Genomic DNA, 25458 nt, shown 5'->3' on the forward strand with positions numbered 1-25458 from the left:
ATTACTGACACACGGGCTCCTTGCCGGGGGGGACGGCAGACTTCACAGGGGTTTTGTTGATGCCCGCCAGCGCCGGTAACAGCGTGGCGATCAGGCCCATCAGCATCAGCGCGAAGTACAGTGCGGGGCTGATGAGCTGTTGTTGCAGCAGCAGGTTGAGAAAGACGATTTCACTCAAGCCGCGAATATTCAGCAGCAGGCTTTCACGCCACTTGCTGGCGCCGGTAAACGAAGGCGTGGCCCAGCTCAAACCCAGCCAGTTGCCCAGCAGCTTGCTGGCCATCGGCAGCAGCAACAGTGCCGCTATCTGCAAGGCGCTGATGCTGTTCAGGGCGCTGTGCAGGTTGATCTGCACAATGCCGAAGGTGAGGATCAACGGCACCGCCAGGCGGGTTTGCAGGCTTTCCAGCCAGGCGGCTTTCAACGGCATCACCAGCGGGACTTTGAGCCACGCCATGCACAACAGGTAACCGACGCCGAAAACCAGCGCATTGAGCCGGTAATGCTCGGCTACCACCAGCAGGGCGAGAAAACCCAGGCTGTAACACAGGGGTTGGCGAATCCGCAGTCCGCGCAGCAACAACGGCAGCAGGGCGCCCGCCAGCGGCAGGAGCAGGCTGCTGAGGTTGAGGCTGCCCTGGGCCAGGCCGAACAGGCTCCAGCAGGTCAGGTCGATCAGGATCGCGCTTTGTACCAGGCGGCGGGCAGCGGCGGGCGGGTAGTCGATATGGCGCAGATACAGATACAGCACCGGGATGGCGGTGATCGCAAACACCAGGCCCACCGCCAGCGAGCTCAGCCAGGGTTGTGCGGGCAGCAGCCACACCGCGCAGGCCAGCCCGCAGACAAAGGGAATGGCAAAACTGGGCAGGGCGATTTTCAGGCTCTGGCGGTCGATGCGCAGGTCAATCACATCACTCAGGATATGCCCCAGCAACAGGGCGAAACTCAGGCTGTACAGGGTTTTCAGCCACCCTGGCGTGACCAGCTGCGCGCCGCTTAGCTGCCAGTGGGGTTCGACCCACAGCAGCATCAGCAGCGGCAAACCGATGGACGCCAACAATAACTGGCTGACAATCGGGATCACCCCGAAGTGGCGGCCCAGCCGGGTGGCCCCGGCAAACAGGGCCAGGGCCATCAGCCAGAACAGCAGGGTCAGCATGGCTTGTGCTCCTGCTTCCCGGCCCATGGCGCGAGGATGAAGCTGAACGCCAGCCCCAGGCTCACCGACAGCCCGAAGTTGCTCACCGCCGGGGTGCTGGAGACGGCCAGCAGGCCGAATGACAGCCAGGTAGTCAGTGCCGCCAGCAAGGTGCCAAGCAGACTGACTGCAGCGCCACCAATCTGTTCGCGCATCAGAATGGCGTAATCGACGCTGATGGCCGTCACCAGCAATAAGCCGAACAGGCTGAACAGGGTCAGCGGCTGACCCAGCCAGCCAAGGCTGGCCAGGCTGCACAGCGCGGCCAGCAACGGCAGGGCGACGATGCGCAGCGCGCCGCGAAAACCGAATGGCGCGATCAACAGCAGCACGATCAGGACGCAGGACAGCAGCTTCAATTCGGCGGCGCTGATTTGAGTGGCGGCGAACACCCGGTTCAAATCCCCCAGCCGGTCCACCAGTTGCACACCGGGCAGGTCCTGCGCCTGCACCTGCAGCAGACTGGCATTGTTCAGCCCTTGCAGGCTGACCATCGCGGCCACGCCCTCGGGGGTGTTACCCAGCCACAGCGGGCGCCACGGTTCGGCCAGCGGCCCGCTCAAGGCATCGTCAATCTGCTGCTCGGGCAAGGCCTGGAGTTGGGCCAGCTCATTTTGCAGGGCGGCCTCGCTGACGCCGAGTTCCAGCAGCGGCTGCCAGTGGTGTGGCAGTTGATCCAGGGCGGCCCGCAGTTGCTGTTGCGCGCCAGGCTGGTTGACCAGTTGGTTGAGCGCCAGATAGCCCTGCAGTTTGCCCATGTTGACCAACTGATCGAGGCGCTCACTGAGGGCGGCCTGGCGCTCCAGCAACTGCTGTTGATTGTCGGCGCGCACCAGAAAAAACTGACTGGTGGGCTGGTAGCCGGTGATTCGCGCAATGGCCTGGGCTTCGGCCATTAACTGCGGCGGTGCGCCGACCCATTGGCGGATGTCGTTCTTGCTGGTCAGTTGCCACAACCCGGCGGCGCAAAACGCCAGCAACAGGGCCAGCAATGCCGGGGTGGGAATCTTTCTGAGCAAGGCTTCACGGATATCCAGCAGGGTTTGCGCAATGCTCAGCGGCCATTGCGCCGGGCGCAGCTCGACACCCTTGAGCAAGGCGGGCAGCAAGCACACGGCGCTCAGGTAAGCCCCGACCAGGCCGGCGGCGGAGAAAATGGCGATTTGGGTGAGGGCCGGGAACGGGGTAAAGGCCAGGGCCAGATAACCGATGCAGCTGGTGGCCAGGCTCAGGCTCAACCCGGGCAAGGTCAGGCGCAAGGCGGGCCAGCTGCGCCAGGGTTTCAGGCTCCAGCTTTTGGACAGGTAGTGCAGCGGGTAATCCACTGCCACCCCGATCAGGCTGGAGCCCAGCACCAGCGTCATCACGTGCATGCTGCCAAACCAGGCGACGCAGGCCACGGCGCCAAACAGCATGCCCACCAACACCGGGACAAAGGCCAGCAATACTCGCCAGCGGCGAAAGGCCAACAGCAACAGCAGAAGAATGCCCAGGGTGGCACCGCCGCCGACCCAGGTGATTTCGCGGCTCGCTTGCTGTTGCCCGCTGGCCGCATACAGCAGGCCGCTGGCGGCTAGCAATTGCACATCGTGGCTGGCCGCTTGCTGGCGGCTTTGTTCGAGCAGCCCGGCCACTTGCAGCGGCAGCTGCATGTCAAAGGCATTGCCCAGGGTGCGCGCCCGCAGCAGCACCCAGCTTTTACCGTCGGCATCGGCGATCAGGGCTCCGCTACCAATATCCAGCTGCACGCTGCCACGGGCCGGCTGACTGTTCTGAATGCGTCCGGTCAGGCCCAGCCAGTCGTCCTGGCTCGGCACCAGGCTGAACCCGGTAAAGGGGTCGAACAGCGACTGCACCCGCTGCTGGATGAACGCATCGGGATGCTGGATCAGTTGCGTACGATCAGCTTCGGCCAGCATCGCCAGACGTCCGCGCAGCAGTTGTTGGCGCAGGGCCGGCAGGTCGGCTTGCAGGTTCCACTGCACCTTCTCGAACAGGCCGCTGGCTTGCCAGGCTTCGCCCAGTTGCCGGGCAGTGGCGATTGCCTGCTGGCGATCTGCGCTGCCCACCAGTACCAGCATCTCTCGGTTCAGCGGTTCTTGCATGCGCTGTTCGGCGCTCAGTTCCAGGGCGTCCGGCGATTCACCGGGCACCAGTTCCATCAGGTTGGCCGACAGCGGAGCACCGTGACGCCATTGCCAGGCGGCCAGTGCGAGCACGGCCACCAGCAGGATCAGAAAGCCACGGGGCAACCAGCGTTCACTGGGCAAAGTCGTGCTGCTCCGCATCGCTCAAGGGTTGATTGCTGACGCTGTTTTGCAGCTTGAGCAAGGTGCTGTCGCCCTGGGTTTCTTGCAGCTCGATGCGTTGCACCAGTTCGCCGCCGTCGATATTGATCCGGGTGAAGATCTGTTTGAGCAGCACTGAACGCGGGGTCAGGGTCAGTTGCCAGTGGCTGGCTTCGCCTTGCAGTTGCAGCTCGAAGTCGCGCTGCAGGCCGCTGCTGTCGCCCTGCAGGACGGCGAGGAACAGCCGGTTCTGCTCGGCTCCCGCGCTCTTGCCGGGGAGCATTTGCCATTCAGAACCGTTGCGCCGGGCTATGCCCTGGGCGGTGATGCGGTAGTCCTGTTGCAACGGGGTCTTGAGTTGCCAGAGCAGGCCGTGGTCCTTGGCCAGTACAAAAGTACCGGTGCTGATCAGTGGTTTGGGCAGGGCGCGCAGGTGTTTTTCCTGGATGAAATCGCCGTGGATAACCTGTGGCCTGGCCAGCTGTGTGCTGAGTTGTTGCAGGTCGAAGGCCTGGGCTGATGAACATAAAAACATCAGCACAAACCCTGTAGCAGCGAGCTTTTTAAAGCGGCCAGACATCTCGCGAGCCAGCTCGCTGCTACAGGATTTCGGGCTCATGGCAGCACCCTGGCGACGGCTTCGGTAAAGCAGGCGGGCGACGCCAGTTGCATTTCGCGGCTGGCAATTTCCACCGCCACTTGCACGGTGCTGGCGCGGGTCAGGCGTTCGCCGCTGGCCAGGTCGCTGATCAGATAGTTGATCTTCAAGCGGTTCTCCCACTCCACCAGGCTGGCGCGTACATTGATCCGCTGGCCAAAGGTGGCGCCGCGCACATAACGCAGCTGCATGTCGATCACCGGCCAGGCGTAGCCCGCGGCGAGCATGTGAGTGTAGTTGTGGCCGATGTGGTCCAGCAGCGCGCAGCGCGCCACTTCCAGGTATTTGACGTAATGCCCGTGCCACACCACGTGCATGGTATCGATGTCGAAAAACGGCACCAGAATTTCAGTGTCAACGTGCAGAACGCCTTTGCTACGCATGCAGCCTCCAGTGTTGTTGGGCGATCCGGGCCAGGCACAGGCGCAGTTCGGCTTCGAGGGCGCGGTCTTCAACCACGGGCGGGAAGTCTTTGCTCAGTTCGGTGTGCATCGCGGCCAGCGCAGGCGGCAGCGGGCGGGCATCTTCGGCACGACTGCGCAGCCACACGCCCTGATTGGCGGCGAGCAAGGTTGCGGCGGCCACTTGTTCGGTCAGCTCCAGCACGCGGATCGCATCGCGGGCGGCGATGGTGCCCATGCTCACTTTGTCCTGGTTGTGGCACTCGGTGGAGCGTGAGAACACGCTGGCGGGCATGGTGTTTTTCAAGGCCTCGGCGGTCCAGGCGCTGGTGCCGATCTGTACGGCCTTGAAACCATGGTTGAGCATCGCCCGTTGCGCTGTCGCACCCGACAGGTTGCTCGGCAGGCCGTGGTTGTAGCGCACGTCCACCAGCAGCGCGAGCTGGCGGTCCAGCAGGTCGGCGACGTTGGCGACCAGGGTCTTGAGGCTGTCCATGGCGAAGGCGATATGGCCGCCGTAGAAGTGACCGCCGTGGAGCACGCGCTCTTCTTCGGCGTCGATGATGGGGTTGTCGTTGGCACTGTTGAGTTCGATCTCGATAAACCCGCGCAGCCAGTTCAGGCTGTCGGCCAGCACCCCCAGGACGTGGGGCGCACAACGCAGCGAGTAGCGGTCTTGCAGGCGATGCAAGGGCGCGGTCGGGGCGTCGATGGCCAGGTCCTGGCGAATCCATGCGGCGACCTGCATTTGCCCCGGATGCGGCTTGGCAGCGAACAGGCGTTCGTCGAAATGCTCGGGGTTGCCCTGCAGCGCGACCACGTTGAGAGCGGTGATGCGGGTCGCCAGTTTGAGCAGGTAATCGGCGCGGGCATAGGCCAGGCACGCCAGGCCGGTCATCACCGCGGTGCCGTTCATCAGCGCCAGCGCTTCCTTGGGTCGCAGTACCAGCGGGGTCCAGCCCAGTTCGCGGTGGACGTCAGCGGCCAGGCGGCGTTCACCGTTGAACAGCACTTCGCGCTCGCCGGACAGGGTCGCGGCGACGTAGGACAGCGGGGTCAGATCACCGCTGGCGCCGACCGAGCCCTCTTCCGGGATCAGCGGCAGGATGTCGTGGGCGATGAAGGCCTGCAGCCGCTCCAGCAGCTCGATCCGTACCCCGGAGACGCCATGGCACAGCGACTGCAAACGCGCCGCCAGCACGGCGCGGGTGGCCTGGGCATCGAGCAGTTTGCCCAGCCCGCAGCCATGGAAGGTATAGAGATGACGGGGCAGCGCTTCGACATGCTCCAGCGGCACCGCCACCACGCATGAGTCGCCGTAACCGGTGGTCACGCCATAGATCACGCCTTCCTTGTCCAGCAACGAATCGAGAAAACGCGCGCCTTTGGCGATGCGCTCGCGATACTCGGCGTCGTCTTGCAGGCGGGTCGGCACCTGACGATTGGCCAGCGCCAGCACGTCTTCAATGCGCAACGGGGTTTGGCCGAAGGTTACTGGCTCATGGGGTTGCGTCGTCATCGGTTTTCCAGAAAGGGTAAAAGTTGAACCACTGTTGTGGCGCTTCCAGGCAGTAATGGCCCAGGCGTTCGGCGTAGCGTGTCGTCCATTCGGCGATGACCTGCTCGCGGTCGCTGCGCCGCCACTGCACGGCGTCGGCGAAGGGTTCGAGGATGACCCGGTAACGGCCTTCGCGTTTCAGGCAAAACAGTAAATTGACCGGGCACTTGAGCAGTCCGGCCAGTAGCCATGGGCCCTGGGGGAAGGGCGCCGGGTGGCCGAGAAAATCGACCCGCACATTGCGCCCGCCATGCAGCGGTACGCGGTCACCGGCGATCGCCAGCCACTCGCCGTTTTCCAGACGCTGACTCAGTTGCAGCATGACCGCCGGGTTGAGTTCGCTGACCTGGATCAGTCGCAGGTTGGTGGCCCCGGCTTCCCCCAGCAGGCGGTTGAATTGCTCGGCATGCTTGGTATGCACCAGCACGTTCATGGTGACCTTTTCGCCCAGCTCGGCGAGCGCGCGGCAGACCTCAAGGTTGCCCAGATGCGCCCCCACCAGCATTTGCCCGCGTTCGCCGCGCAGTTGATCGCGCAGGCCGGCCGGGTCGACGATTTCGATGTCGGCAATCTTCAGGCGGCCATTCCACATGTCGAGCTTGTCCAGCAGGGCGTCGGCGAAGGCCATGAATTGCCCGAAGACCCGCCTGTGGGAAGGGCCCGGGGCGGTCTGGCCGCTCCAGTCGGCCAGCCGCTGCTGGTAGCACCAGATGCTGCGGCGGGCGCTGCGGCCGAAGACAAAGAAGTACAGCACGATGCCGTACAGCACCGGGGCCAGCAGGCGGCGGCCGAGCAATTTGATGCCGAAGGCGGTGAGTTTCATCAGCCAGAAACTGCCGCGCTCCTTGTGCTCAGCCCAATGCTGTTGTGCTTCGCTCATGCCTGCCAGCGCCTCCAGAGAATGACCGGAAAACGCAGGAGCATGCCGAAGAACAGCCGGGTGTGCATGGCGCTGATCAATGCGTTGTCATGGAACAGGCGAAAGTGCGACAGGCCGTCTTGCGGGTAATGGACCTTGGTCGGCAGCCAGCGCATCGGTTGATTGCGCCACGCCAGACGCACCAGGATTTCTGGGTCGAAGTCCATGCGCCTGCCCAGTCTGGCCGAGTTGATCAGGGCCAGGGTCGGGGTCAGCGGGTAGACCCGGAAACCGCACATCGAGTCGGGAATTTGCAGCGACAGGCTGTTGATCCACACCCAGACGTGGGTCAGGTAACGCGCGTACAAACGGCCTTTGGGCACGCTGGCGTCATATTGCGGATACCCGCAAATCAGCGCTTCGGGATTGAGTTGCGAGACCTGGATAAAGGTCGCCACATCACGCAGGTCGTGCTGGCCATCGGCGTCCACCTGCAGGGCGTGGCTAAAGCCCAGGCGCTCGGCTTCGCGCAGGCCGGCCATGACTGCGCCGCCCTTGCCCTGGTTGATCGCCAGGCGGATCAGATGGATGCCTGGGCCTTGCGCCAGTTGTTCCAGGACGGCACTGCACGCGGGGCTGCTGGCATCGTCCACCAGTACGCAGGGCAAGCCGGCAGCGAGCAGCGCTTGGACCACGTCAGGCACGGCAGTTTCGTGGTTGTAAACCGGGATCACGGCGCAGGGGTTATGCATGGGGAGGCTCCTTGATGTCGCTGCTCCCAACGAGGTTGTCATTGGCGGCCCAGACAATGCGCCCGCTGGAGCAGGCGGCGTCGCCATGGCGATAGGCAAAGTGCAATTTGCTGCGCTGCGGGTCGAAACCCAGGGTCAGCTCAATCTCGTCGCCGGGGCGCACCAGTTGCTGGAACTTGAGGACTTCCATCCCGCCAAACCGCGGTGGCAGGTCGAGCAGTTGCTGGCCCAGACTGATGGCCCAGTCTATTTGCACCACGCCCGGCAGCACCGGGGTTGTGGGGAAGTGACCGCTAAAGAATGCCAGGTCCGGGGGCACCGCCAGTCTCAGGGTCCAAACACCATCGAGCTGGTTCTGACTCAGGACTTCAGGCTGTTTGGGCCGTGGTGCCAATAACAGTGCATCGACCTGCGCCTGGGCCAGTTTGCCCTGGCTGGTGAGCGGCAACTGGCGCAGCAAGCGCCAGCGGCGCGGCAAGGCCAGGGCTTCGCAGTGCTGGCTCAGGTGCTGGCGCAGGGTCTGGGTCAGCGTGCGCCGGCCATGTTCACGCAAGGCAAACAGGCCGCTGTCGCTCAGGACCAGCAAGGCGCCGAGTGACGCCCGGTTTTCCCGCACTACACCCAAGCGAGCTTCAAGCACCCAGTCGTGTGCCTCCAGTGCCTGTTCCAGCATTGGCAGGGAGATACGTTTTTCTTCGAGTTTGACGATGCGGTCCAGGCGTGCGAGCAATTCAAAGCGCCCGTCGGCTTCGATGCGTGCCGCATCGGCGCTATGTTCGACATGGCCTGGGGGCAAGTAAGCCGAGGCAATGCACAGGGCCCCGTCTTCGCCCTGGCTGAGTTGTACATCGGCAAAGGGTTGCCACAGGCCCGGGCCCTGACGCCAGGCAATGCCGCCGGTTTCGGAGCTGCCGAAAATTTCCGTAGGCCATTGGCCCAGGCGCTGGTGCAAGGCTTGGGCGGCTTCGGCCGGCAAGGCACCGCCAGAGGAAAATACCCGGCGCACCGGGCTCAGCGCCGGCCAGTCGAGGTTGTCGCCCATGCGCTTGAGCAGCGCAGGGCTGGCAATCCAGGCAAATGCCGGGTGCTCGCGGCTGACGCGCTGCATGTCTTCGGGGAACGCCAGTTGCTGGCGCACAAAGCTGCGGCCCGCACACAGCGGCCAGAGCACCCGGAACAACAGGCCATAGATATGCTGGGCAGCGACGCTGGCGATGATGCAGGCCTCGCCCAGCTCGTTGCCCCACAGTTGCTCCAGGGCCTCAACTTCATTGGCCATCTGGCGCAGGGTTTTGTCGATGCGCTTGGGTTCACCGCTGGAGCCCGAAGTACACAGGCTCAGCCGGCAGGCATCGAGATCGAGCCCGGCGCCGGGCAGGGGGTTTGCATAAAGGGCCTGCAGTTCGCTGCTTTGGGTTATCCACAGGTCAACCTGCGGGTCCCAGCGTTGCCGGGTTTGCGCTTGCAGGTCGGCGGGCAGCAATACGCTGACGCCGGCCCGCCAGGCACCGAGCAGGGCGACCGCCAGCTCGGCGGCATCTTCCAGGTGCAGCGCAATACGTTGCACGCCGCGCTGTTGCAGCCCGCCTGCCAGGCTCAATGCCTGCCCGCGCAGGGTGTCGTGATCCAGTGCCGGGTCGAAACTGACCGCTCGGCCGCTGTGCCCCTTGAGCAATAGCTGCTCAAGTTTTATCCAGTTCATGCCCTGCCTCTTACTTTTTGTCGTACCAGCCATTCAATGGCAAACAACAGGCCCATCAACCCGTAGGCGATCAGGCCGTTGTACAACGTCCACCAGCTCAGCGGTGCCCACAGGGTCAGGCCGGCTGCGACTAACCCGTTGAACAGAAAAAACAGGCACCAGACTTTGGTCACCTGTCGTGTGTAATGAATTGCGATGGCGGGCAGTTCCGGTTCGCGCAGTCGCGCAAGACGCTCGATCACCGGCGGGCCGAACTTCAGGCTCAGGCCGAACAGGCTGAGCATGAACGTGCTGATCAGTACCGGGTACCAGCGCAGCAGAAGCGGGCTGTTGAACAGCGCCAGCAACCCGCAGAACACCAGTGCCAGACCGGCCATCCACAGATCGGCCGGGCGTCGTCCGCCGGTCAGGGCGCGTGCCAGCCACAGGCCGCCGAGCAGCAGCGCAAACTGCCACGGGGCGAAACGGGCCATGCCGAAATACACCGCAAAGGGGTACAGCAGGCCGGCCAGCAGCAGTGCCGGGGCAATCAGTCGCCTCATGCGTCCGGGTGAACCAGACGGTAAACCGCTTCAACCACGTCGTTGACGGTACGCACCGATTTGAATTCATCGGCCGCGATCTTTTTGCCGGTTTTGCGCTTGATATGGTCGATCAGGTCAACGGCGTCGATGCTGTCGATTTCCAGGTCCTGGTACAGGTTGGCGTCCAGGGTGACGCGCTCGGGCTCGAGTTCAAAGAGTTCGACCAGGGAGTCGCGCAGGGTATTGAAAATGTCTTCACGGGTTTGCATGGTTCGGTCTCAGGCAGCCTGTTTGGCGGTGACAAAAGCCGCAAGGCTGGCCACGTTGGAAAAGTGATTGCGCGTGTCTTTGGCGTCGGCGTCTATTTTGATGCCGTAGGTTTTTTGAATCGCCAGGCCCAGTTCCAGGGCGTCGACCGAGTCCAGCCCCAGGCCTTCGCCAAACAGGGTTTGCTCGTCGCCAATATCGCTGACGCTGATGTCTTCCAGACCCAGGGCGTCAATGATCAGCTGTTTGATGTCACGGTTCAGATCGCTCATCTATGGCGAGCTCCTTAATGAAATAGTTATGCACGAAGTCGTTTAGCAGGCGCGACGCTTTGGGCGGCGGGCCAAGTGCGGCAAAGGTTTGTGGATCTATATCGGCCCCGACCCGAAAGCTGAAGTGCATGCGTCGCTTGGGGATCCGATACCAGGGTTCAGCCTTGGTCAGCGAGGTTGGATTGACCGTTATCACCACCGGGGTGAGGATCTTCGCACCCCGCAGCGCAATGGCGGCGGCGCCGCGATGAAAGGCAGGTGCGTGGCCGGGCCGGGTGCGCGTCCCTTCCGGGAAAATAATCAGGGTCTGGCCTTCTTTGAGCGCCCCGGCGGCGTTGTCGAGCATGTCGACACTGCCGTCATTGCTGATGTATTGCGTGGCCCGCACCGGGCTGCGGGTGAACGGGTTTTGCCACAGGCTTTGTTTGACCACGCAGTTGGTGTCGCGCATAAGGCCGATCAAAAACACCACGTCAATAAGCGACGGATGGTTGGCAATGATCATCTGCCCGGGCCGGCCCAGGCGCTCTGCGCCATGGACTTCATAGCTCAGCACGCCGGTGCGCGTCATAAAGCGGATAAACAGCCAGAACAGTCGGCTGACGGTGTAACGCGCACGTTGCCGGTGGCGCACGGCATCGCCGGGCAGGCAACTCAGAAGCGGGAATACCACCAGGCGCAGGCTCAGGCCGCCGAGCCCGAACAGCGTGAAGCTCACCGCGGTGGCAAACAGGCGCCAGTAATATCCGTCGCTGCGCGGGCTCACGGAGTGCGTTGCCAGTTCCAGACACGGCTTTTCCAGGCGTGTTGGAACGAGGTGTGCCCGGCGAGCAGGTGACGCAACAGTTCCAGGGCGTGGGGCCAGCGGGTTCGGGGAGCGCCGGGAGGGGCGGCGCTGAGTGACACCTGCCATTGTTCGCCCGGCGTCAGCAGCAGGCCCACGGCATAGGGAAAGGGTACATCGTCGATCCAGCGGGCATAGGCCTCGGGAGGCTGCTCTTCGGTGATCACCAGCAATACGGCGGGGGCGCCCTCATGCAGCAGTGCGCAGGCTTCGATCAGGCCGTGTTCCAGGCCGTCGCCGGCAGCGGCGACGGCTGTCATTTCGCTGGTCTCGCCACGCATGATCGACCACAGGCCAATCACGGCGTTGTGCACCGAGAGGCTGAACTGAGTGGGCGACAGCGGCTGCCCCGCGCCAAGGTCGCTGAGAATGTCGAAGGTGCGCGGGGTTTCGCCGTGACGCGAGACAAACACCAGTGGCAAGGCTTCGAGACCTTCTGCCAGGGGCCAGCCGACGCTGAACGCCATGCGTGCCAGACGGCTGAGGCGACGGCGCTGCATGGCGGGTAGAAACGAGACGTCGGGGGCGCTATTGCTGGCGTCGAGCAGGCGGGGTTGCTGGCTCCAGGCCTGCCAATCGGCCACGCTGTCGAGGCCCGGAGCCCAGGCGCGCCATGCGGCAATATTGAAATTAATCACTGGAGGTCTATCCCGCCCTTGCGGGCTTCCTTGATGCGAAGGTAGGCAGCGATCAATGCGGCACCTATTACAGAGTGGCAGCATTATCCCGGTGCAGTTGGCTCGTAGCAAACATCCCTTGCAGTTTGGGCAGGGTTTTTTCCGCAGTTCGGGAGAGAAGCTGTCTTTTTGCCATTATTGAGCCAGGAATAGTCTTTATGACTTCCAAAACAGAGATATGTTCGCTGGAGTCGTAGCTCATTTCGCTGCAAGGTAGCGAAGCGTCACAAATGACATCTACACTCGGGCACTTATTGATACACGGAGGTTTTGAAATGCGTCGCGTGGTGTTCAATCAAAAGGGTGGTGTGGGCAAGTCCAGCATCGCCTGCAACCTGGCTGCAGTCAGCGCCAGTGAGGGCTATCGCACACTATTGGTGGACCTGGATGCTCAGGCCAACTCCACTCAATACCTTACCGGGCTCACGGGCGAGGACATCCCCATGGGGATCGCCGACTTCTTTAAGCACAGTTTGTCAGCCGGTGTGGGCAGCAAGAAAAACCGGGTCGATATTTACGAAACCCCGTTCGACAACTTGCATGTCATTACCGCCACTTGCGAACTGGCTGACCTGCAACCAAAGCTGGAAGCCAAGCACAAGATCAACAAGTTGCGAAAGTTGCTCGATGAACTGGCCGAAGACTATGACCGGATTTATGTCGATACTCCGCCAGCCTTGAATTTCTATGCCGTATCGGCGCTGATCGCCTGCGATCGGGTACTGATCCCTTTCGACTGTGACAGCTTTTCGCGTCAGGCCCTGTACGGCCTGCTGGCGGAAATCGAAGAGTTGAAAGAAGACCACAATCCAGACTTGCTGGTCGAAGGCATAGTGGTCAACCAGTTCCAGGCCCGTGCCAGCCTGCCCCAGCAAATGCTCGATGAGCTGATTGCTGAAGGCCTGCCCGTGCTGCCGGTGTACCTGAGCAACTCAGTGCGTATGCGCGAATCCCATCAGGCCAGTCAACCGCTGGTCTACTTTGATCCGCGACACAAACTGACCCAGCAATTTGTCGAGTTGCACGACTACCTGGACCAGAACGCTTAAGCGCTGATGCCGTGGCTTTGCAGCCAAGCCTTGAGTTGCTGCAAGGGGAAGGCGCCGCTTTGACGGGCAACCTCCTGGCCGTTTTTGTACAGGATCAGACTGGGGATCGAGCGAATCCCCAGTTGCGTGGCCAATTGCTGATTGGCTTCGCTGTCGAGTTTGGCCAGACGGCATTTCCCCAGCAACTGGCTGGCGGCCTGTTCAAATACGGGCGCAAACGCCTTGCACGGCCCGCACCACTCAGCCCACACATCCACCAATAACGGCAGATCGCCCTTGATCTGACTGCTGTAGTCGGCTTGCTTCAAGTCGAAAGGCCGGGTGAGCAGAATCTCGTTTTTGCAGCGTCCGCACTTTGGCTGTTCGCCCACGCGCGCAGCGGGAATGCGGTTCAGGCCGTTGCAGTGGGGGCAGGGGATGAGTAGCGGGTCTGTCATTTCAAATACTCCGGAATCGGGATGGTTGCAGGTGCCAACCAATCGCTGGCAAGCCAGCTGCCACAGGTCATGTGCATGTCTTTGGAAGGTGCAGTTCAGCAGATGATGGTCTGGCACGCCACTGGCCAGGATCTATCTGCACACAACCCGGGGGCAGGGGCATTCCCATGGATTTCATGACGAACAACTGATCTCCAGATGCTTGCCCCATTCGGGCGGGCGTTCGGCATAACCCTGCATGCCCGGTTGTTCGGTGAACGGTTGGGTCAGCACCTGGTGCAGGCGCCGTACTTCGCTGTAGTCCCCCGCTTCAGCCGCATCGATGGCCTTTTGCGCCAGATAGTTGCGCAGGATGTACAGCGGATTCACCCCGTGCATGCGCTCACGCCGGGCGTGTTGATCGTTCACGCCGTCACGCGCCACCCGATCAACATACTGCGCCGCCCACTCGTCAAAGCCCTTGAGGTCGACAAACTCGTCACGCAGCCGGGCTACGGCCTGTGCAGCGGGCTCATCGCCCAGACGACGGAAGAACAAGCTGTAGTCGATGGCGCTGCCTTGCATGCGCTGCAGCAGGGTTTCGATCAGTTTTTGATCACCCTCTTCAGCGCTGGTCAGACCCAGGCGGCGGCGCATCAGGTCGGTGTAATGGGCCTGGTACAGCGGCAGGAACAGGCCCAGGGTTTCTCGCAGTGCTTCGACACTGATGAACGGCGTCAGCGCCTGGGCCAGTGCACTGAGGTTCCATTGGCCGATGGGCACCTGGTTGCTGAAGGAGTAACGCCCTTCATGGTCGGAATGGTTGCAGATGAAGTTGGCGTCGAAGTCATCGAGGAAGGCGAACGGGCCGAAGTCGAAGGTGATGCCCAGAATCGACATGTTGTCGGTGTTCATCACCCCGTGGCAAAAGCCGTAGGCCTGCCATTTGGCAATCAGCTCGGCGTTGCGCTCGACAATCTCGCGGAACATCGCCAGATACGGCTCCGGCTGCTCCAGGCACTCGGGGAAGTGCAGCGCCAGGACGTGTTCGCCTAGCTGCTTCTGCTGCTCGGGTTGCTTGGTGTAGTAGAAATACTCGAAATGCCCGAAGCGTATGTGGCTCTGCGCCAGACGCAGGACCATGGCCGCGCGCTCCTGTTTCTCGCGCCACACCGGGGTGTCGGAACCGATCACGCACAGGGCACGGCTGCTCGGGATGCCCAGTGCATGCAGCGCTTCGCTGGCGAGGAATTCGCGGATCGATGAACGCAGCACGGCGCGGCCATCGCCCATACGCGACCAGGGTGTCATGCCGGCGCCTTTGAGGTGCAAGTCCCAATGCTCACCGGCCTGGTTGTATACCTCGCCCAGCAGCAGCCCGCGACCGTCACCCAGGCGCGGGTTGTAGGAACCGAACTGGTGGCCGGAATAGACCATGGCGCGGGGTTCGGCGTCGGCCCACAGGGTGTGGCCGCCAAACAGCCGGGCGAATACCGGGTCCTGGGCGACAGCCGGATCAAGGTCGAGCAGGGCCATGGCCGCATCGCTGGCAACTACCAGGCGTGGCGCGTCGATGGGTTCTGGCAGCACATGGGTCGAAAAGGCGTCACCCAGGCGGGCGAAACGGTTATCGAAGGTCAGTTCGTCGAGGGCTTTCAATGACCGTCTCCAGTGAGAAATGGGGGGCGTGTCGTCTGTAGGAGCGAGCTCTGTGCGGCTATATGGAAAAGCTCGCTCCTGCAGGGGGCAATGATCAGTCCAGCTTGCCCAGTTGCGGCTTTTGCGGCGGTGGCGGCTCGGGCGGTGCTTCCGGCCCGACCGGTACCAGTTTGTACTCCTGGCCCTGGAGGTTTTTCAGGTACACCTCCATCTGCTGGAACGAGATGTTGATGTGATGGTTCTTGAACTCGCGGTTGATAAAGCGGTTCACTTCGTCGATTACCGGGTTGCGGTCACCCAGGTCCCGCACGTGCATGCGCAGTTCGTGGTCCAGGGTGCTGGCGCCGAAATTGAGGAAGTACACGTGAGGCTCCGGCTCTTTGAGCACTCGCGGGTTTTCCTGGGCGGCCTTGAGCAGCAGGTGTTTCACCAGATCCAGGTCTGAGCCGTAGTCGACACCGAGCTTGAGGGTGACGCGGGTGATGGTGTCGGTCAGCGACCAGTTGATCAGTTGCCCGGTGATGAAGGTCTTGTTCGGGACGATGATGTCCTTGCGGTCGAAGTCGGTGATGGTGGTCGCACGGATGCGGATCTTGCTCACGGTGCCCGACAGGTTGCCGATGGTGATGGTGTCGCCAATGCGCACCGGGCGCTCGAACAGGATCATGATGCCGGAGATAAAGTTGGCGAAGATTTCCTGCATGCCGAACCCCAGGCCCACCGAGAGTGCGGCCACCAGCCATTGCAACTTGTCCCAGCTCACGCCGAGGGTCGACAGGGTCGACACAAAGCCGATGCCGATGATCACGTAGGTCAGCAAGGTGGTGGTGGCATAGGCGCTACCCTGGCCCAGATCGAGCCGCGACAGCACAAGTACCTCAAGCAGGCCGGGCAGGTTGCGCGCCAGTGCAATGCTGATGCCGATGATGATCAGCGCACCGACCATATCGCCAATACTGATGGGCACCATGCTCATGTTGGCACCGGTGCCGCTGGTGTACTCGTAGAGGGTGATGTTGTCGAGGTAGGAAAAGACCGAGATCAGGTCGGCCCACACCCAATACAGCACGCCGATAAAGGCCGCGAGCAAGGCCAGGCGAATCAGGCGTAGCGACTGCTGATTGACCTGTTCGATGTCCAGGGTCGGTTCTTCAATGATGATGTCATTGCCTTCGCCGGCTTCCTTGGCGGCCTGGCGTTTTGCCAGCGCGCGCTGATAGGCCAGGCGTCGCGCCGCCACGGCCAGACCGCGAACGAAGGCGGCCTCGACCACCATCCACAGCATCAGCAGGTACAGGGTGTTGATCAGGCGGTCGCTGAGTTTGAGGGCGGTGTAGTAATAGCCAAAGCACACGGCCACAAACAGGGCGATGGGCAGGATGGCAAACAGAAAACCGAGGAATTTGCGCAGCCGATAGGCTTTTTTCTCGGTCTTGTCGTTGAGTAGCAGGCGCATCAGCAGCCAGGCCATGGCGGCGTAGCAGCTAAGGACCACGAGAATGCCCAGCACGTCTTCGGCCAGTGCGGCCGGTTGTTGTTCGGCAAAGGCGACCACGGCCACCAGTGCCAGCACCACAAAGCCGAGCTTGCGGATCCAGTTCTGGAGGAATTCAACCAGCGGTTTGTCCCAGCGGAAATGCAGCTCGGCCACGCCGCCGGGGGCCAGGATGCGGTACGCGGTGTAGAACACCAACCAGGCTTCGGCCATTTGAATCAGGGCCGCGCCGGTGTTGCTGTTCATTCCCCGGGCATCAATCTGCAGGGCATAACCGCACAGGGCCAGCGCCAGGGAGACCGGCATTGCCAGCAGGATGTTGATCAGGATCGCCAGTGGCGTGTGCCATTGACTGTCGCGTTTGAAGTGACCGATGTCCTGGTGGATTTTATTCAGCTTGCCGTACAGGTATCTGCGTTTCCACAGCAAGGCCACCATCAGCAGCAAAAATGGCAGGAACAGCAGCGGGCGCTTGGACAAACCCTCGGCGACTTCGCTGAAGCTTGAAGTCCAGGGCAGGGTAATGACCTGCCGCTCCAGTTGCCGTGGCGCACCTTGCAGCCATTCCAGGTCCAGCGGTTTATTGCTGGGGATCCAGAACATCTGCTCATCGAGTGTGGCGCGCAGGCTCTGGGAGGTGCTGAGCAGTTGCTTCTGGTTGAGTTGCAGGGTGATCGACTCGTTGAGCAGCGAGCTCAATTCGCGGTTCAGGCGGTCCAGCAGGTCGCCGCGGGTGTTGACCAGCTCCAGCAGGGTTTTACGCAGTTGCGGGGTTACCTGATCGGCAGGTTGAGTCGACAGCAGGTTGTCGACGTAGGTCGTCGGGTTGCTGATCATCTCGCGCTGCTGATTGATCTCGAACTGATACAGGCGAATATCGGCAATTTCATCCGCCAGGTTTTTGTCCATTTTCTGCAGGCGGGGCAGGGCCTGCTTTTGTTTGTAGAGAATCTTGGACAGCAACAGGCTGCCTTTGAGCACGCTGATCTGTTCATCCAGCGCCTGATCGCTCTGGGTGACGCTATCGAGCAGTTGCTTGGTTTCGAGGTTCTGTTGGGTGACTTCGTTGAGACGGTCGGTGCTGCGTAACAGGTAGTCCGAGAGCTTGAGGTTGATCGCGCTTTCGGTCGCCAGCAGGCTGCTGCTGCCTGATTTTTGCGCTTCGATGGACTGTTCGGTCACGGTCTGCTGGGAGTAGGCCAGACGCTTCTGGTTGATCAGGGTTTGCAGCTCCTGGATTTCCTGATCCTGACGCGTGGTTTTTTCCAGCAACAGATCATGCTGGCTACCACTCAGGTCTTGCAGCTGGCTGTTGCCCGCCAGTTCCTGACGGCGCAGGGCAATCAATGCGGTGAGCGAAGCGGATTCGGCGTTGAGCTGGTTGCGCTGGTCGGCGTTGAGCAATTTGCCATTGTCGCGACCGAGTTTAAGGATGTTACTGATTTCCTGGATGCGGGTCTGGCTGTTGCTGATTTCAGCCTGGGCCCGCTCCGGCCGGGTTTGCGCCGCGATGCTCTGGCTGTTGGCGCTGGCCAGGGCCTTTTGCAGCTCGCCCTGTTGTGTGGTGCGGTCCGCCAGCATCTGCTCCAGCTGCGGCACGCTCAGGCCACTGTAGCGCTGGGCTACCGGCAGGGGTTTGGTGGCCTTGAGCCGCGCCAGTTCCCGCTGGTTTTCAGTGGTTTGGCGCGGTGCATTGGCCAGCAGTTCTTTGACATCGTTCAGGCGCTGTTCGTAATCGGCTTTGTTGGCCAGCAGACTGAGGGTCTGCTGCAGCACCGTCTGCAAGGCTTTCTGGTCGGCCTCTGGCAGTTTGCGATCAGCTATTTTGTCCAGGCTTTGCTGTACCGCCTCGGCGGAGGGCGGCTCGGCGGCCTGGAGCATCCCGACACTAAGGCTCAGGCCGAGCAGGACTGTTGCGAAAAACGTGCGCAGAGTTGGCATAGATACCGGTCAGACAAGGGGCGAAAAGTTGGAGTTTAGAGGAACAACCCCGGTCCCGGGGCACTTCCTTCGGGGAATCTGACGCCTACTTTGCCTATCTTGTTCCCGTCCATGACGGCCACTGTCCAAATGGTGTTGTTCCACTCCACCTGGTCGCCGACCACCGGAGCGCCGCCGACTTTCTGGGCAATGAAGCTGCTGAGGGGCAGGTCGGGATCGATGCCGTCGAGCTTGAGACCGTACAGCGCCGATACCGCACCCAGCCGGGCGTCGCCTTCGAGCACAAAGTCGCCGAAGAAACGCAGATCCAGGCCTCGGGTCGGCGGCAGGCTGAACAGCTTGCCCAGGGCCGGCAAGTTGTGTTCGTGACCGATCACACAGAGCAGATCGCCGATTTCGAGGGTGGTACTGCCCGACGGATGGAGCAGTTTCTGATCGCGGAACAGGGCAGCGATACGGGTGCCCTCCGGCATTTTCAGTTCCCGCAGGGCGGCACCGATGCACCAGTTTTGTGCGTCGAGCCGGTAAACGAACAGTTCCCACTCACTGGTGGGGTGGACCTCAAGCGCTGCGCGGGACACGGGAGCCAGATCCGGCGGAACCGTGACCTTCAGCAGTTTGGCGACCCAGGGCAGGCTGGTGCCTTGCACCAGAAGTGACACCAGTACGATAAAGAACGCCAGGTTGAAATACAGCTGTGCATTGGGCAAGCCGGCCATCAGCGGGAACACCGCCAGAATGATGGGTACCGCGCCGCGCAGGCCAACCCAGGAGATAAAGGCTTTTTCGCGTCCGTGGAAGGCCTTGAAGGGCAGCAGGCCGACCATCACCGACAGCGGGCGTGCGAACAGAATCATCCACAATGCCAGAGCCAGGGCCGGTACCGCGATGGGCAGCAAGTCGTGGGGGGTGACCAGCAAACCCAGTACCAGGAACATGCCAATCTGGGCCAGCCAGGCCATGCCGTCGAGCATGTGCAAAATGCCGTGGCGGCTGCGAATCGGGCTGTTGCCGATCACCAGGCCGCACAGGTAAACCGCGAGGAAGCCGCTGCCATGCAGAGCGTTGGTCAGGGCGAAGACCACCAGCCCGCCCGCTACCACCAGAATCGGGTACAGGCCGTTGGCCAGATGGATGCGGTTGACCATTTGCAGCAGCAGCCAGCCACCCGCCAGGCCCACCGCGCCGCCGATGGCGAATTCGCGCAGCAAGTTGAGCAGCAGGCTCCAGTGCAGGCTGGTTTCGCCGCTGGCGAGCATGTCGATCAGGGTCACGGTGAGGAACACCGCCATCGGGTCGTTGCTGCCGGACTCGATTTCGAGACTGGCCGAGACCCGTTCGTTCAGGCCTTTGCCGCCCAGTAGCGAGAACACTGCAGCCGCATCGGTGGAGCCGACAATGGCGCCGATCAACAGGCCTTGAATCATGTTCAGGTTGAACAGCCAGGCCGCCATCATGCCGGTCAGGCCGGTGGTGATCATTACCCCGACCGTGGCCAGCGAGAGTGCGGGCCATAACGCCACCCGGAAACTCGAGACCCGGGTGCGCAGGCCGCCGTCGAGCAGGATCACCGCCAGGGCGAGGTTGCCTACCAGATACGCAGTGGGGTAATTGTCGAAAATAATCCCGCCGCCATCGACCCCCGCTGTCATGCCCACCGCAAGGATGATGACCAGAATCGGGATGCCCAGACGCGAGGACAGTGAGCTCACCAGAATGCTTGCACCTACCAGCAACGCGCCGATCAAGAACAGGCTGTTGATGGTCGTCGCATTCAAAGGCAGTACTCCAGGAAACCTACAAGACAGGGCGCAAACGGCTTATGCAGTCTGCGTGCCAGCGATTCTAACCTGCGTTCTTGGCGGGCTGTCAAAAAGGTTTTGCCGGGCATGATTGCGCCAGGGGTTGAGGCGGGCAGGAGCTGATAAATCTTTTACATCCGGCTCAGAGGAACTTGCATACGGAAGAAATGGAAAAGTCCTGCATTTTTTTGGCTGGGCGGGTTGTATCTGTACATCTCTTTTTTATTAAGGAGTGGCACAGTCATGAAACCCACCACTGCGCATAACACGTGTGCGCCGGATGGAAAGCGGGCACTGTTTGACGGCCCGTACCCGCTGTACGTCGTGTCAGTTACCAAGTTTGTACTGTTATATCTTCTGACCGGTGGCGGGTACATTTTCTATTGGTCTTACCGCAACTGGGCGTGCTTCAAAGGTATTGGCGGGGCCCATATCATGCCGCTCATGCGCGGCCTGTTCTGGCCCTTTTTCATTCTCGAGCTGTTTGACAACATCCAGCGAAGCCTGGATATCAGGGGGCGGGGGTATTTCTGGTATTGCGAGGCCAGAGGGTTGCTGATCATGCTGGTGGTCATGATTTGCATTCTGCTGTCTTTATTCTTTGATCGTCCTACGGACACGGTTTTTGTGTTGGTGGTGGATGCCGTGCTGATGGCAGGTAGCCTGTTCCTGTTCATCGGCGCCCAGCGCGCAATCAATATATTGGCCGATGACCCGCAGGGCCTGGGTAATCACGGTTTCAGCAGCGGCGATGTGCTGTGGACGCTCTTGGGCGTGATGTGCATGGCGCTGGTGGTTTATATCGTGTTCGCCGTCCGGGCCTGAACGGCCACCCGCAGGTTTATGCAGACATAAAAAAACCGGACCCCTGTGAGGGCGTCCGGTTTTCGCGTTTCAGCCTGCTATCAGCCGATTGTCATCAAGCTCGCGTTACCGCCAGCGGCAGCGGTATTGACGCTCAGTGCGCGCTCGATCACCAGGCGTTCCAGGGCGATGCTGGTTTCGCCTTGGGACAGACCCTGTACGCCAACGATGGCGCCCGGACGTTTTGCCACTTGCTGGCAGACGTCACGCAGCTGATCGCAGTCGCCGTGATGGACAACGGCGTCGAAGATGACATCGTCCTTGGTCCAGTCAGGCACCAGGGTAATGCGCGCCTTCACTTCTTTTGGCAGGCGTGCAACCAGTGCTTTGGCCAGTTCGCTTTCCGGCAGGACTGCCGAGCTGCCTACGGCCAGGACCGCAGCCAGCTGGGTCAGCAGGTCAGTTTCAACTTCGGCCAGGCACAGTACGTGCTCGCGCGGCAGGATGGCGTAGCTGTTGCGTTCGCCGGTCGGGCCGTTGAGCAGGCGGGTGATGCCGCTTTGCGAGTGAGCCTCGTACTCGGCGCACAGTTCAGCCAGCGCCGCTTGCTGGTTGCTGCTGGCCCAGGCTTGCAGGGCGTGCAGCGGTTTGCTCAGCGCTTCGCGGGCCTGGATGTCCGGTACGGTGATGGCGTCGACTTTGGCGAACGATTGTTCGATCGCGTTGGCCGGACGGGTCGACAGCAGGCGGTACAGGTACAGCGGGCCGCCGGCTTTCGGGCCGGTGCCGGACAGGCCTTCACCGCCAAAGGGTTGCACGCCGACCACGGCGCCTACGATGTTGCGGTTGACGTAGACGTTACCGGCATTGACGTTGTTGACCACCTTGGCGATGGTTTCGTCGATACGGGTGTGCACGCCCAGCGTCAGGCCGTAACCCGAAGCGTTGATCTGTGCGATCAGCTGGTCGATGTCTTTGCGCTTGTAGCGCACCACGTGCAGGACCGGGCCGAAGATTTCGCGTTCCAGCTCGTCAAAGCTTTCCAGCTCAATCAGGGTCGGCATCACGAAGGTGCCGCGTTTGCACTCTTCGATGTCGGCAATGGCCATCTGGTAGACATTGCGCCCTTTATCACGCATGCCCTGGATGTGCTGTTCGATTCCGGCCTTGGCTTCGGCGTCGATCACCGGGCCAATGTCCACGTTCAGACGTTCCGGGTTGCCCATGCGCGATTCGGCCATGGCACCTTTGAGCATTTCGATGACGCGGTCTGCCGAGTCTTCCTGCAGGCACAGTACGCGCAGGGCAGAGCAACGCTGACCGGCGCTGTCGAAGGCCGAGGACACCACGTCGATGACCACTTGTTCGGTGAGTGCCGAGGAGTCGACGATCATGGCGTTCTGGCCGCCGGTTTCGGCGATCAGCGGGATTGGACGGCCCTGGGCATCCAGGCGGCCGGCCACGTTGCGTTGCAGCAAGCGTGCGACTTCGGTGGAGCCGGTGAACATCACACCCTTGACCCGATCGTCACCGACCAGACGGGCACCTACGGTTTCGCCACGGCCCGGCAGCAATTGCAGCACGCCCTCGGGAATACCGGCTTCGAGCAGAATGCGTACCGCCTGGGCAGCCACCAGCGGCGTTTGTTCCGCAGGCTTGGCCAGTACCGGGTTGCCGGCAGCCAGCGCTGCAGCCACCTGGCCGCTGAAGATGGCCAGCGGGAAGTTCCACGGGCTGATGCAGACCACCGGGCCCAGCGGGCGGTGGGCGTCGTTGGTCAGATCGTTGCGTGCCTGGACTGCGTAGTAACGCAGGAAGTCGACCGCTTCACGGACTTCGGCGATGGCGTTGGCGAAGGTCTTGCCGGCTTCACGGGCCAGCAGGCCCATCAGTGGCTGGATCTCGGCTTCCATCAGGTCGGCAGCACGCTCCAGAATCGCCGCGCGCTCGGCGGGCGGGGTGGCCTGCCAGATCGGGGCTGTGTTCAGGGCACACTGGATGGCGTTGTCGGCGTCTTCAATCGTGGCTTCTTGCACGTAACCGACGATGTCACGCAGGTCGGACGGGTTGAGTACCGCTGCAGCCACTTCGTTGCTCGACGGGCAGCCGAGCATTGGCGCGGCTTTCCAGTCGTTATGGGCCGAGGCCAGCAGGGCGCAGGACAGCGACGCCAGACGGTGTTCGTTGGCCATGTCGATGCCGCTGGAGTTGGCGCGTTCGCTACCGTACAGGTCACGCGGCAGCGGGATGCGCGGGTGCGGCAAGCCGAAGCCGCCTTCCGCGGTCGCCATCTGCTCGATCTGGCTCACTGGATCGGCCACCAACTGGTGGATCGAAATCGAGTGGTCGGCGATGCGGTTGACGAACGAGGTGTTCGCGCCGTTTTCCAGCAGGCGACGTACCAGGTACGCCAGCAGGGTTTCGTGGGTGCCGACCGGTGCGTACACGCGGCACGGACGGTTCAGCTTGCCTTCGGAAACCTTGCCTACCACTTGCTCGTACAGAGGTTCGCCCATGCCGTGCAGGCACTGGAACTCGTACTGACCCGGGTAGTAGTTCTGACCGGCGAGGTGGTAGATGGCCGACAGGGTGTGGGCGTTGTGCGTGGCGAACTGCGGGTAGATGGCCTCAGGTACGGCCAGCAGTTTTTTCGCGCAAGCAATGTAGGAAACGTCGGTGTACACCTTGCGGGTGTAGACCGGATAGCCTTCCAGGCCTTCGACCTGGGCGCGCTTGATTTCGCTGTCCCAGTACGCGCCTTTTACCAGGCGGATCATCAGGCGGTGACGGCTGCGGCGTGCCAGGTCGATCACGTAGTCGATCACGTACGGGCAACGCTTCTGGTAAGCCTGGATCACGAACCCGATACCGTTCCAGCCGCTCAGTTGCGGCTCGAAGCACAGACGCTCCAGCAGGTCGAGCGACAGTTCAAGACGGTCGGCTTCTTCGGCGTCGATGTTGAGGCCGATGTCATATTGTTTGGCCAGCAGGGTCAGCGACAGCAGGATCGGGTACAGCTCGTCCATTACGCGTTCGTACTGGGCGCGGCTGTAGCGCGGGTGCAGGGCCGACAGCTTGATCGAAATGCCCGGGCCTTCGTAAATGCCGCGACCGTTGGAGGCTTTGCCGATCGAGTGGATGGCCTGCTCGTAAGACGCGAGGTACTTTTGCGCGTCATGGGCGGTCAGGGCCGCTTCGCCGAGCATGTCGTAGGAATAGCGGAAGCCTTTGGCTTCAAAGCGCGTGGCGTTGGCCAGGGCTTCGGCGATGGTTTCGCCGGTTACAAACTGTTCGCCCATCAGGCGCATGGCCATGTCGACGCCCTTGCGGATCATCGGCTCGCCGCTTTTGCCGATGATGCGGCTCAGGGAGGAGGTCAGGCCTGCTTCGTTATGGGTCGAGACCAGCTTGCCGGTCAGCAGCAAGCCCCAGGTCGCGGCGTTAACGAACAGCGACGGGCTGTTGCCCAGGTGCGGGTGCCAGTTGCCGGTGCTGATCTTGTCGCGGATCAGGGCGTCACGGGTGCCTTTGTCCGGGATCCGCAGCAGCGCTTCGGCCAGACACATCAGTGCCACGCCTTCCTGGGACGACAGGGAAAACTCTTGCAGCAGGCCCTGGACGATCCCGGCACGGCCACCGGCGCTCTTCTGATTGCGCAGTTTTTCGGCAATCGAGGCCGCCAGGGTCTGGGTCGCTTCAGCCATTGGCGCGGGCAGGCGGGCCTGCTCCAGCAGCATGGGTACCACTTCCGGTTCCGGACGGCGGTAGGCCGAGGTGATGGCTGCGCGCAACACGGATTGCGGCAGGATGCTTTCTGCGAACTCCAGGAAGCACTGATGCGCGTGATCGGCGTGCGCGTCGTCGGCGTCATCGCTGGTAATGCCAGGGATGCCGCTCAACTCATTCAGGGTTGCACCACCCTCGAGTTTTTCCAGGTAATTGAAGATTGCCTGCTTGATCAGCCAGTGTGGCGTGCGATCAATCGAGGTCGCGGCGGCTTTGAGGCGCTCGCGGGTTGGGTCGTCGAGTTTGACCCCAAGGGTGGTGGTAGCCATATTTTTATCCTCATGGGTGCCACATTTGCGTGGCAGCAGCTGGCGGCAAGATTAGCGCTGCGCTGAAGCAGGTGCAACCTAGTGCAACCCGTTTTCTGTCGGAAAAAATCGGCGGTGTGTCTAACCCGAATGTAGGAGCGAGCTTGCTCGCGAGATCTTGAGGGCTTGTGAGGAAAAACTCGCGAGCAAGCTCGCTCCTGCAGGGTGGGTTGTATTTAGGCAGTAACAGGGACT

Annotated in this window: 20 protein-coding genes; 2 read left to right on the forward strand and 18 right to left on the reverse strand. The window is 61.9% G+C overall.

Annotated elements, in window-relative coordinates; all coding sequences use genetic code 11:
• Position 1: 1 nt before the first annotated feature.
• The 13 genes from WG29040_RS04210 to WG29040_RS04270 are packed head-to-tail and all read right to left on the reverse strand — an operon-like array spanning position 2 to position 11964.
• Positions 2-1162, reverse strand: coding sequence for a sodium:proton antiporter (locus WG29040_RS04210; protein ID WP_127195716.1), 1161 nt, complete (start codon positions 1160-1162; stop codon positions 2-4).
• Positions 1156-3471 (reverse strand): MMPL family transporter, encoded by a 2316-nt coding sequence (locus WG29040_RS04215; protein ID WP_127195717.1) that lies wholly within the window; start codon positions 3469-3471, stop codon positions 1156-1158. Before WG29040_RS04215 ends, WG29040_RS04210 begins: the two co-directional genes overlap by 7 nt.
• Positions 3461-4108, reverse strand: coding sequence for an outer membrane lipoprotein carrier protein LolA (locus WG29040_RS04220; protein WP_127195718.1), 648 nt, complete (start codon positions 4106-4108; stop codon positions 3461-3463). Before WG29040_RS04220 ends, WG29040_RS04215 begins: the two co-directional genes overlap by 11 nt.
• Entirely contained in the window at positions 4105-4530 is a 426-nt protein-coding gene (locus WG29040_RS04225) for a thioesterase family protein (RefSeq protein WP_003438849.1), read from the reverse strand. The genes WG29040_RS04220 and WG29040_RS04225 overlap by 4 nt, the downstream gene beginning before the upstream one ends.
• Positions 4523-6067 carry a histidine ammonia-lyase gene (gene hutH / locus WG29040_RS04230; protein WP_010656277.1) on the reverse strand — a complete coding sequence of 515 codons (1545 nt, stop codon included), beginning with the start codon at positions 6065-6067 and terminating at the stop codon, positions 4523-4525. The genes WG29040_RS04225 and hutH overlap by 8 nt, the downstream gene beginning before the upstream one ends.
• Complete coding sequence (locus WG29040_RS04235; RefSeq protein ID WP_010656276.1) at positions 6048-6986, reverse strand: glycosyl transferase; 939 nt, start codon at positions 6984-6986, stop codon at positions 6048-6050. Before WG29040_RS04235 ends, hutH begins: the two co-directional genes overlap by 20 nt.
• Entirely contained in the window at positions 6983-7717 is a 735-nt protein-coding gene (locus WG29040_RS04240; protein ID WP_010656275.1) for a glycosyltransferase family 2 protein, read from the reverse strand. The genes WG29040_RS04235 and WG29040_RS04240 overlap by 4 nt, the downstream gene beginning before the upstream one ends.
• The gene (locus WG29040_RS04245; protein WP_127195719.1) at positions 7710-9419 is read right to left on the reverse strand and encodes an AMP-binding protein; all 1710 of its coding nucleotides are present in this window, start codon (positions 9417-9419) and stop codon (positions 7710-7712) included. Before WG29040_RS04245 ends, WG29040_RS04240 begins: the two co-directional genes overlap by 8 nt.
• The gene (locus WG29040_RS04250) at positions 9416-9961 is read right to left on the reverse strand and encodes a hypothetical protein (RefSeq protein WP_003438860.1); all 546 of its coding nucleotides are present in this window, start codon (positions 9959-9961) and stop codon (positions 9416-9418) included. Before WG29040_RS04250 ends, WG29040_RS04245 begins: the two co-directional genes overlap by 4 nt.
• Positions 9958-10212 (reverse strand): acyl carrier protein, encoded by a 255-nt coding sequence (locus tag WG29040_RS04255; RefSeq protein ID WP_003438863.1) that lies wholly within the window; start codon positions 10210-10212, stop codon positions 9958-9960. Before WG29040_RS04255 ends, WG29040_RS04250 begins: the two co-directional genes overlap by 4 nt.
• 9 nt (positions 10213-10221) lie before the next feature.
• Positions 10222-10482, reverse strand: a complete 261-nt coding sequence (locus tag WG29040_RS04260; RefSeq protein ID WP_003438866.1) for a phosphopantetheine-binding protein — start codon at positions 10480-10482, stop codon at positions 10222-10224.
• Complete coding sequence (locus tag WG29040_RS04265) at positions 10463-11269, reverse strand: 1-acyl-sn-glycerol-3-phosphate acyltransferase (RefSeq protein ID WP_029612539.1); 807 nt, start codon at positions 11267-11269, stop codon at positions 10463-10465. Before WG29040_RS04265 ends, WG29040_RS04260 begins: the two co-directional genes overlap by 20 nt.
• Entirely contained in the window at positions 11245-11964 is a 720-nt protein-coding gene (locus tag WG29040_RS04270) for a beta-ketoacyl synthase chain length factor (RefSeq protein ID WP_003438871.1), read from the reverse strand. The genes WG29040_RS04265 and WG29040_RS04270 overlap by 25 nt, the downstream gene beginning before the upstream one ends.
• A gap of 314 nt (positions 11965-12278) precedes the next feature.
• Between WG29040_RS04270 and WG29040_RS04275 the strand changes: the two genes are divergently transcribed.
• On the forward strand, positions 12279-13052 hold the full coding sequence (locus tag WG29040_RS04275) for a ParA family protein (protein WP_003438872.1): 774 nt from the start codon (positions 12279-12281) through the stop codon (positions 13050-13052).
• Here the strand turns inward: WG29040_RS04275 and trxC are convergent.
• The 4 genes from trxC to WG29040_RS04295 form a co-directional block, all read right to left on the reverse strand.
• A complete protein-coding gene (trxC, locus tag WG29040_RS04280) occupies positions 13049-13489 on the reverse strand; it encodes a thioredoxin TrxC (RefSeq protein WP_003438874.1) in 441 nt (146 codons plus the stop codon). The two genes, WG29040_RS04275 and trxC, sit on opposite strands and share 4 nt — an antisense overlap.
• A 174-nt stretch (positions 13490-13663) precedes the next feature.
• Positions 13664-15127: a protein adenylyltransferase SelO gene (gene selO, locus WG29040_RS04285; protein WP_010656272.1), complete on the reverse strand. Its 1464-nt coding sequence runs from the start codon at positions 15125-15127 to the stop codon at positions 13664-13666.
• A 94-nt stretch (positions 15128-15221) separates the two neighbouring features.
• Positions 15222-18563, reverse strand: coding sequence for a mechanosensitive channel MscK (gene mscK, locus WG29040_RS04290; RefSeq protein WP_029612537.1), 3342 nt, complete (start codon positions 18561-18563; stop codon positions 15222-15224).
• 35 nt (positions 18564-18598) lie between these two features.
• Complete coding sequence (locus tag WG29040_RS04295; protein ID WP_003438877.1) at positions 18599-20341, reverse strand: potassium/proton antiporter; 1743 nt, start codon at positions 20339-20341, stop codon at positions 18599-18601.
• A 267-nt stretch (positions 20342-20608) separates the two neighbouring features.
• Here WG29040_RS04295 and WG29040_RS04300 point away from each other — a divergent pair, with 267 nt between their 5' ends.
• Positions 20609-21190, forward strand: a complete 582-nt coding sequence (locus WG29040_RS04300) for a hypothetical protein (RefSeq protein WP_127195720.1) — start codon at positions 20609-20611, stop codon at positions 21188-21190.
• A gap of 80 nt (positions 21191-21270) precedes the next feature.
• On the opposite strand, the gene putA is transcribed toward WG29040_RS04300, so the two are convergent.
• Positions 21271-25224, reverse strand: a complete 3954-nt coding sequence (putA, locus tag WG29040_RS04305) for a trifunctional transcriptional regulator/proline dehydrogenase/L-glutamate gamma-semialdehyde dehydrogenase (RefSeq protein WP_127195721.1) — start codon at positions 25222-25224, stop codon at positions 21271-21273.
• Positions 25225-25458: the final 234 nt, after the last annotated feature.

Origin of the sequence: Pseudomonas sp. PAMC 29040 (genome assembly GCF_003994535.1) — a bacterium.
Classification (GTDB): domain Bacteria; phylum Pseudomonadota; class Gammaproteobacteria; order Pseudomonadales; family Pseudomonadaceae; genus Aquipseudomonas; species Aquipseudomonas paraversuta.

What these genes read in the sequence shown, in the direction of transcription:
- WG29040_RS04210 (WP_127195716.1), bottom strand. Translation starts at nt 1,162, where the DNA reads ATGCTGACCCTGCTGTTCTGGCTGATGGCCCTGGCCCTGTTTGCCGGG.
- WG29040_RS04220 (WP_127195718.1), bottom strand. Translation starts at nt 4,108, where the DNA reads ATGAGCCCGAAATCCTGTAGCAGCGAGCTGGCTCGCGAGATGTCTGGC.
- WG29040_RS04225 (WP_003438849.1), bottom strand. Translation starts at nt 4,530, where the DNA reads ATGCGTAGCAAAGGCGTTCTGCACGTTGACACTGAAATTCTGGTGCCG.
- hutH (WP_010656277.1), bottom strand. Translation starts at nt 6,067, where the DNA reads ATGACGACGCAACCCCATGAGCCAGTAACCTTCGGCCAAACCCCGTTG.
- WG29040_RS04235 (WP_010656276.1), bottom strand. Translation starts at nt 6,986, where the DNA reads ATGAGCGAAGCACAACAGCATTGGGCTGAGCACAAGGAGCGCGGCAGT.
- WG29040_RS04240 (WP_010656275.1), bottom strand. Translation starts at nt 7,717, where the DNA reads ATGCATAACCCCTGCGCCGTGATCCCGGTTTACAACCACGAAACTGCC.
- WG29040_RS04245 (WP_127195719.1), bottom strand. Translation starts at nt 9,419, where the DNA reads ATGAACTGGATAAAACTTGAGCAGCTATTGCTCAAGGGGCACAGCGGC.
- WG29040_RS04250 (WP_003438860.1), bottom strand. Translation starts at nt 9,961, where the DNA reads ATGAGGCGACTGATTGCCCCGGCACTGCTGCTGGCCGGCCTGCTGTAC.
- WG29040_RS04255 (WP_003438863.1), bottom strand. Translation starts at nt 10,212, where the DNA reads ATGCAAACCCGTGAAGACATTTTCAATACCCTGCGCGACTCCCTGGTC.
- WG29040_RS04260 (WP_003438866.1), bottom strand. Translation starts at nt 10,482, where the DNA reads ATGAGCGATCTGAACCGTGACATCAAACAGCTGATCATTGACGCCCTG.
- WG29040_RS04275 (WP_003438872.1), top strand. Translation starts at nt 12,279, where the DNA reads ATGCGTCGCGTGGTGTTCAATCAAAAGGGTGGTGTGGGCAAGTCCAGC.
- trxC (WP_003438874.1), bottom strand. Translation starts at nt 13,489, where the DNA reads ATGACAGACCCGCTACTCATCCCCTGCCCCCACTGCAACGGCCTGAAC.
- mscK (WP_029612537.1), bottom strand. Translation starts at nt 18,563, where the DNA reads ATGCCAACTCTGCGCACGTTTTTCGCAACAGTCCTGCTCGGCCTGAGC.
- WG29040_RS04300 (WP_127195720.1), top strand. Translation starts at nt 20,609, where the DNA reads ATGAAACCCACCACTGCGCATAACACGTGTGCGCCGGATGGAAAGCGG.
- putA (WP_127195721.1), bottom strand. Translation starts at nt 25,224, where the DNA reads ATGGCTACCACCACCCTTGGGGTCAAACTCGACGACCCAACCCGCGAG.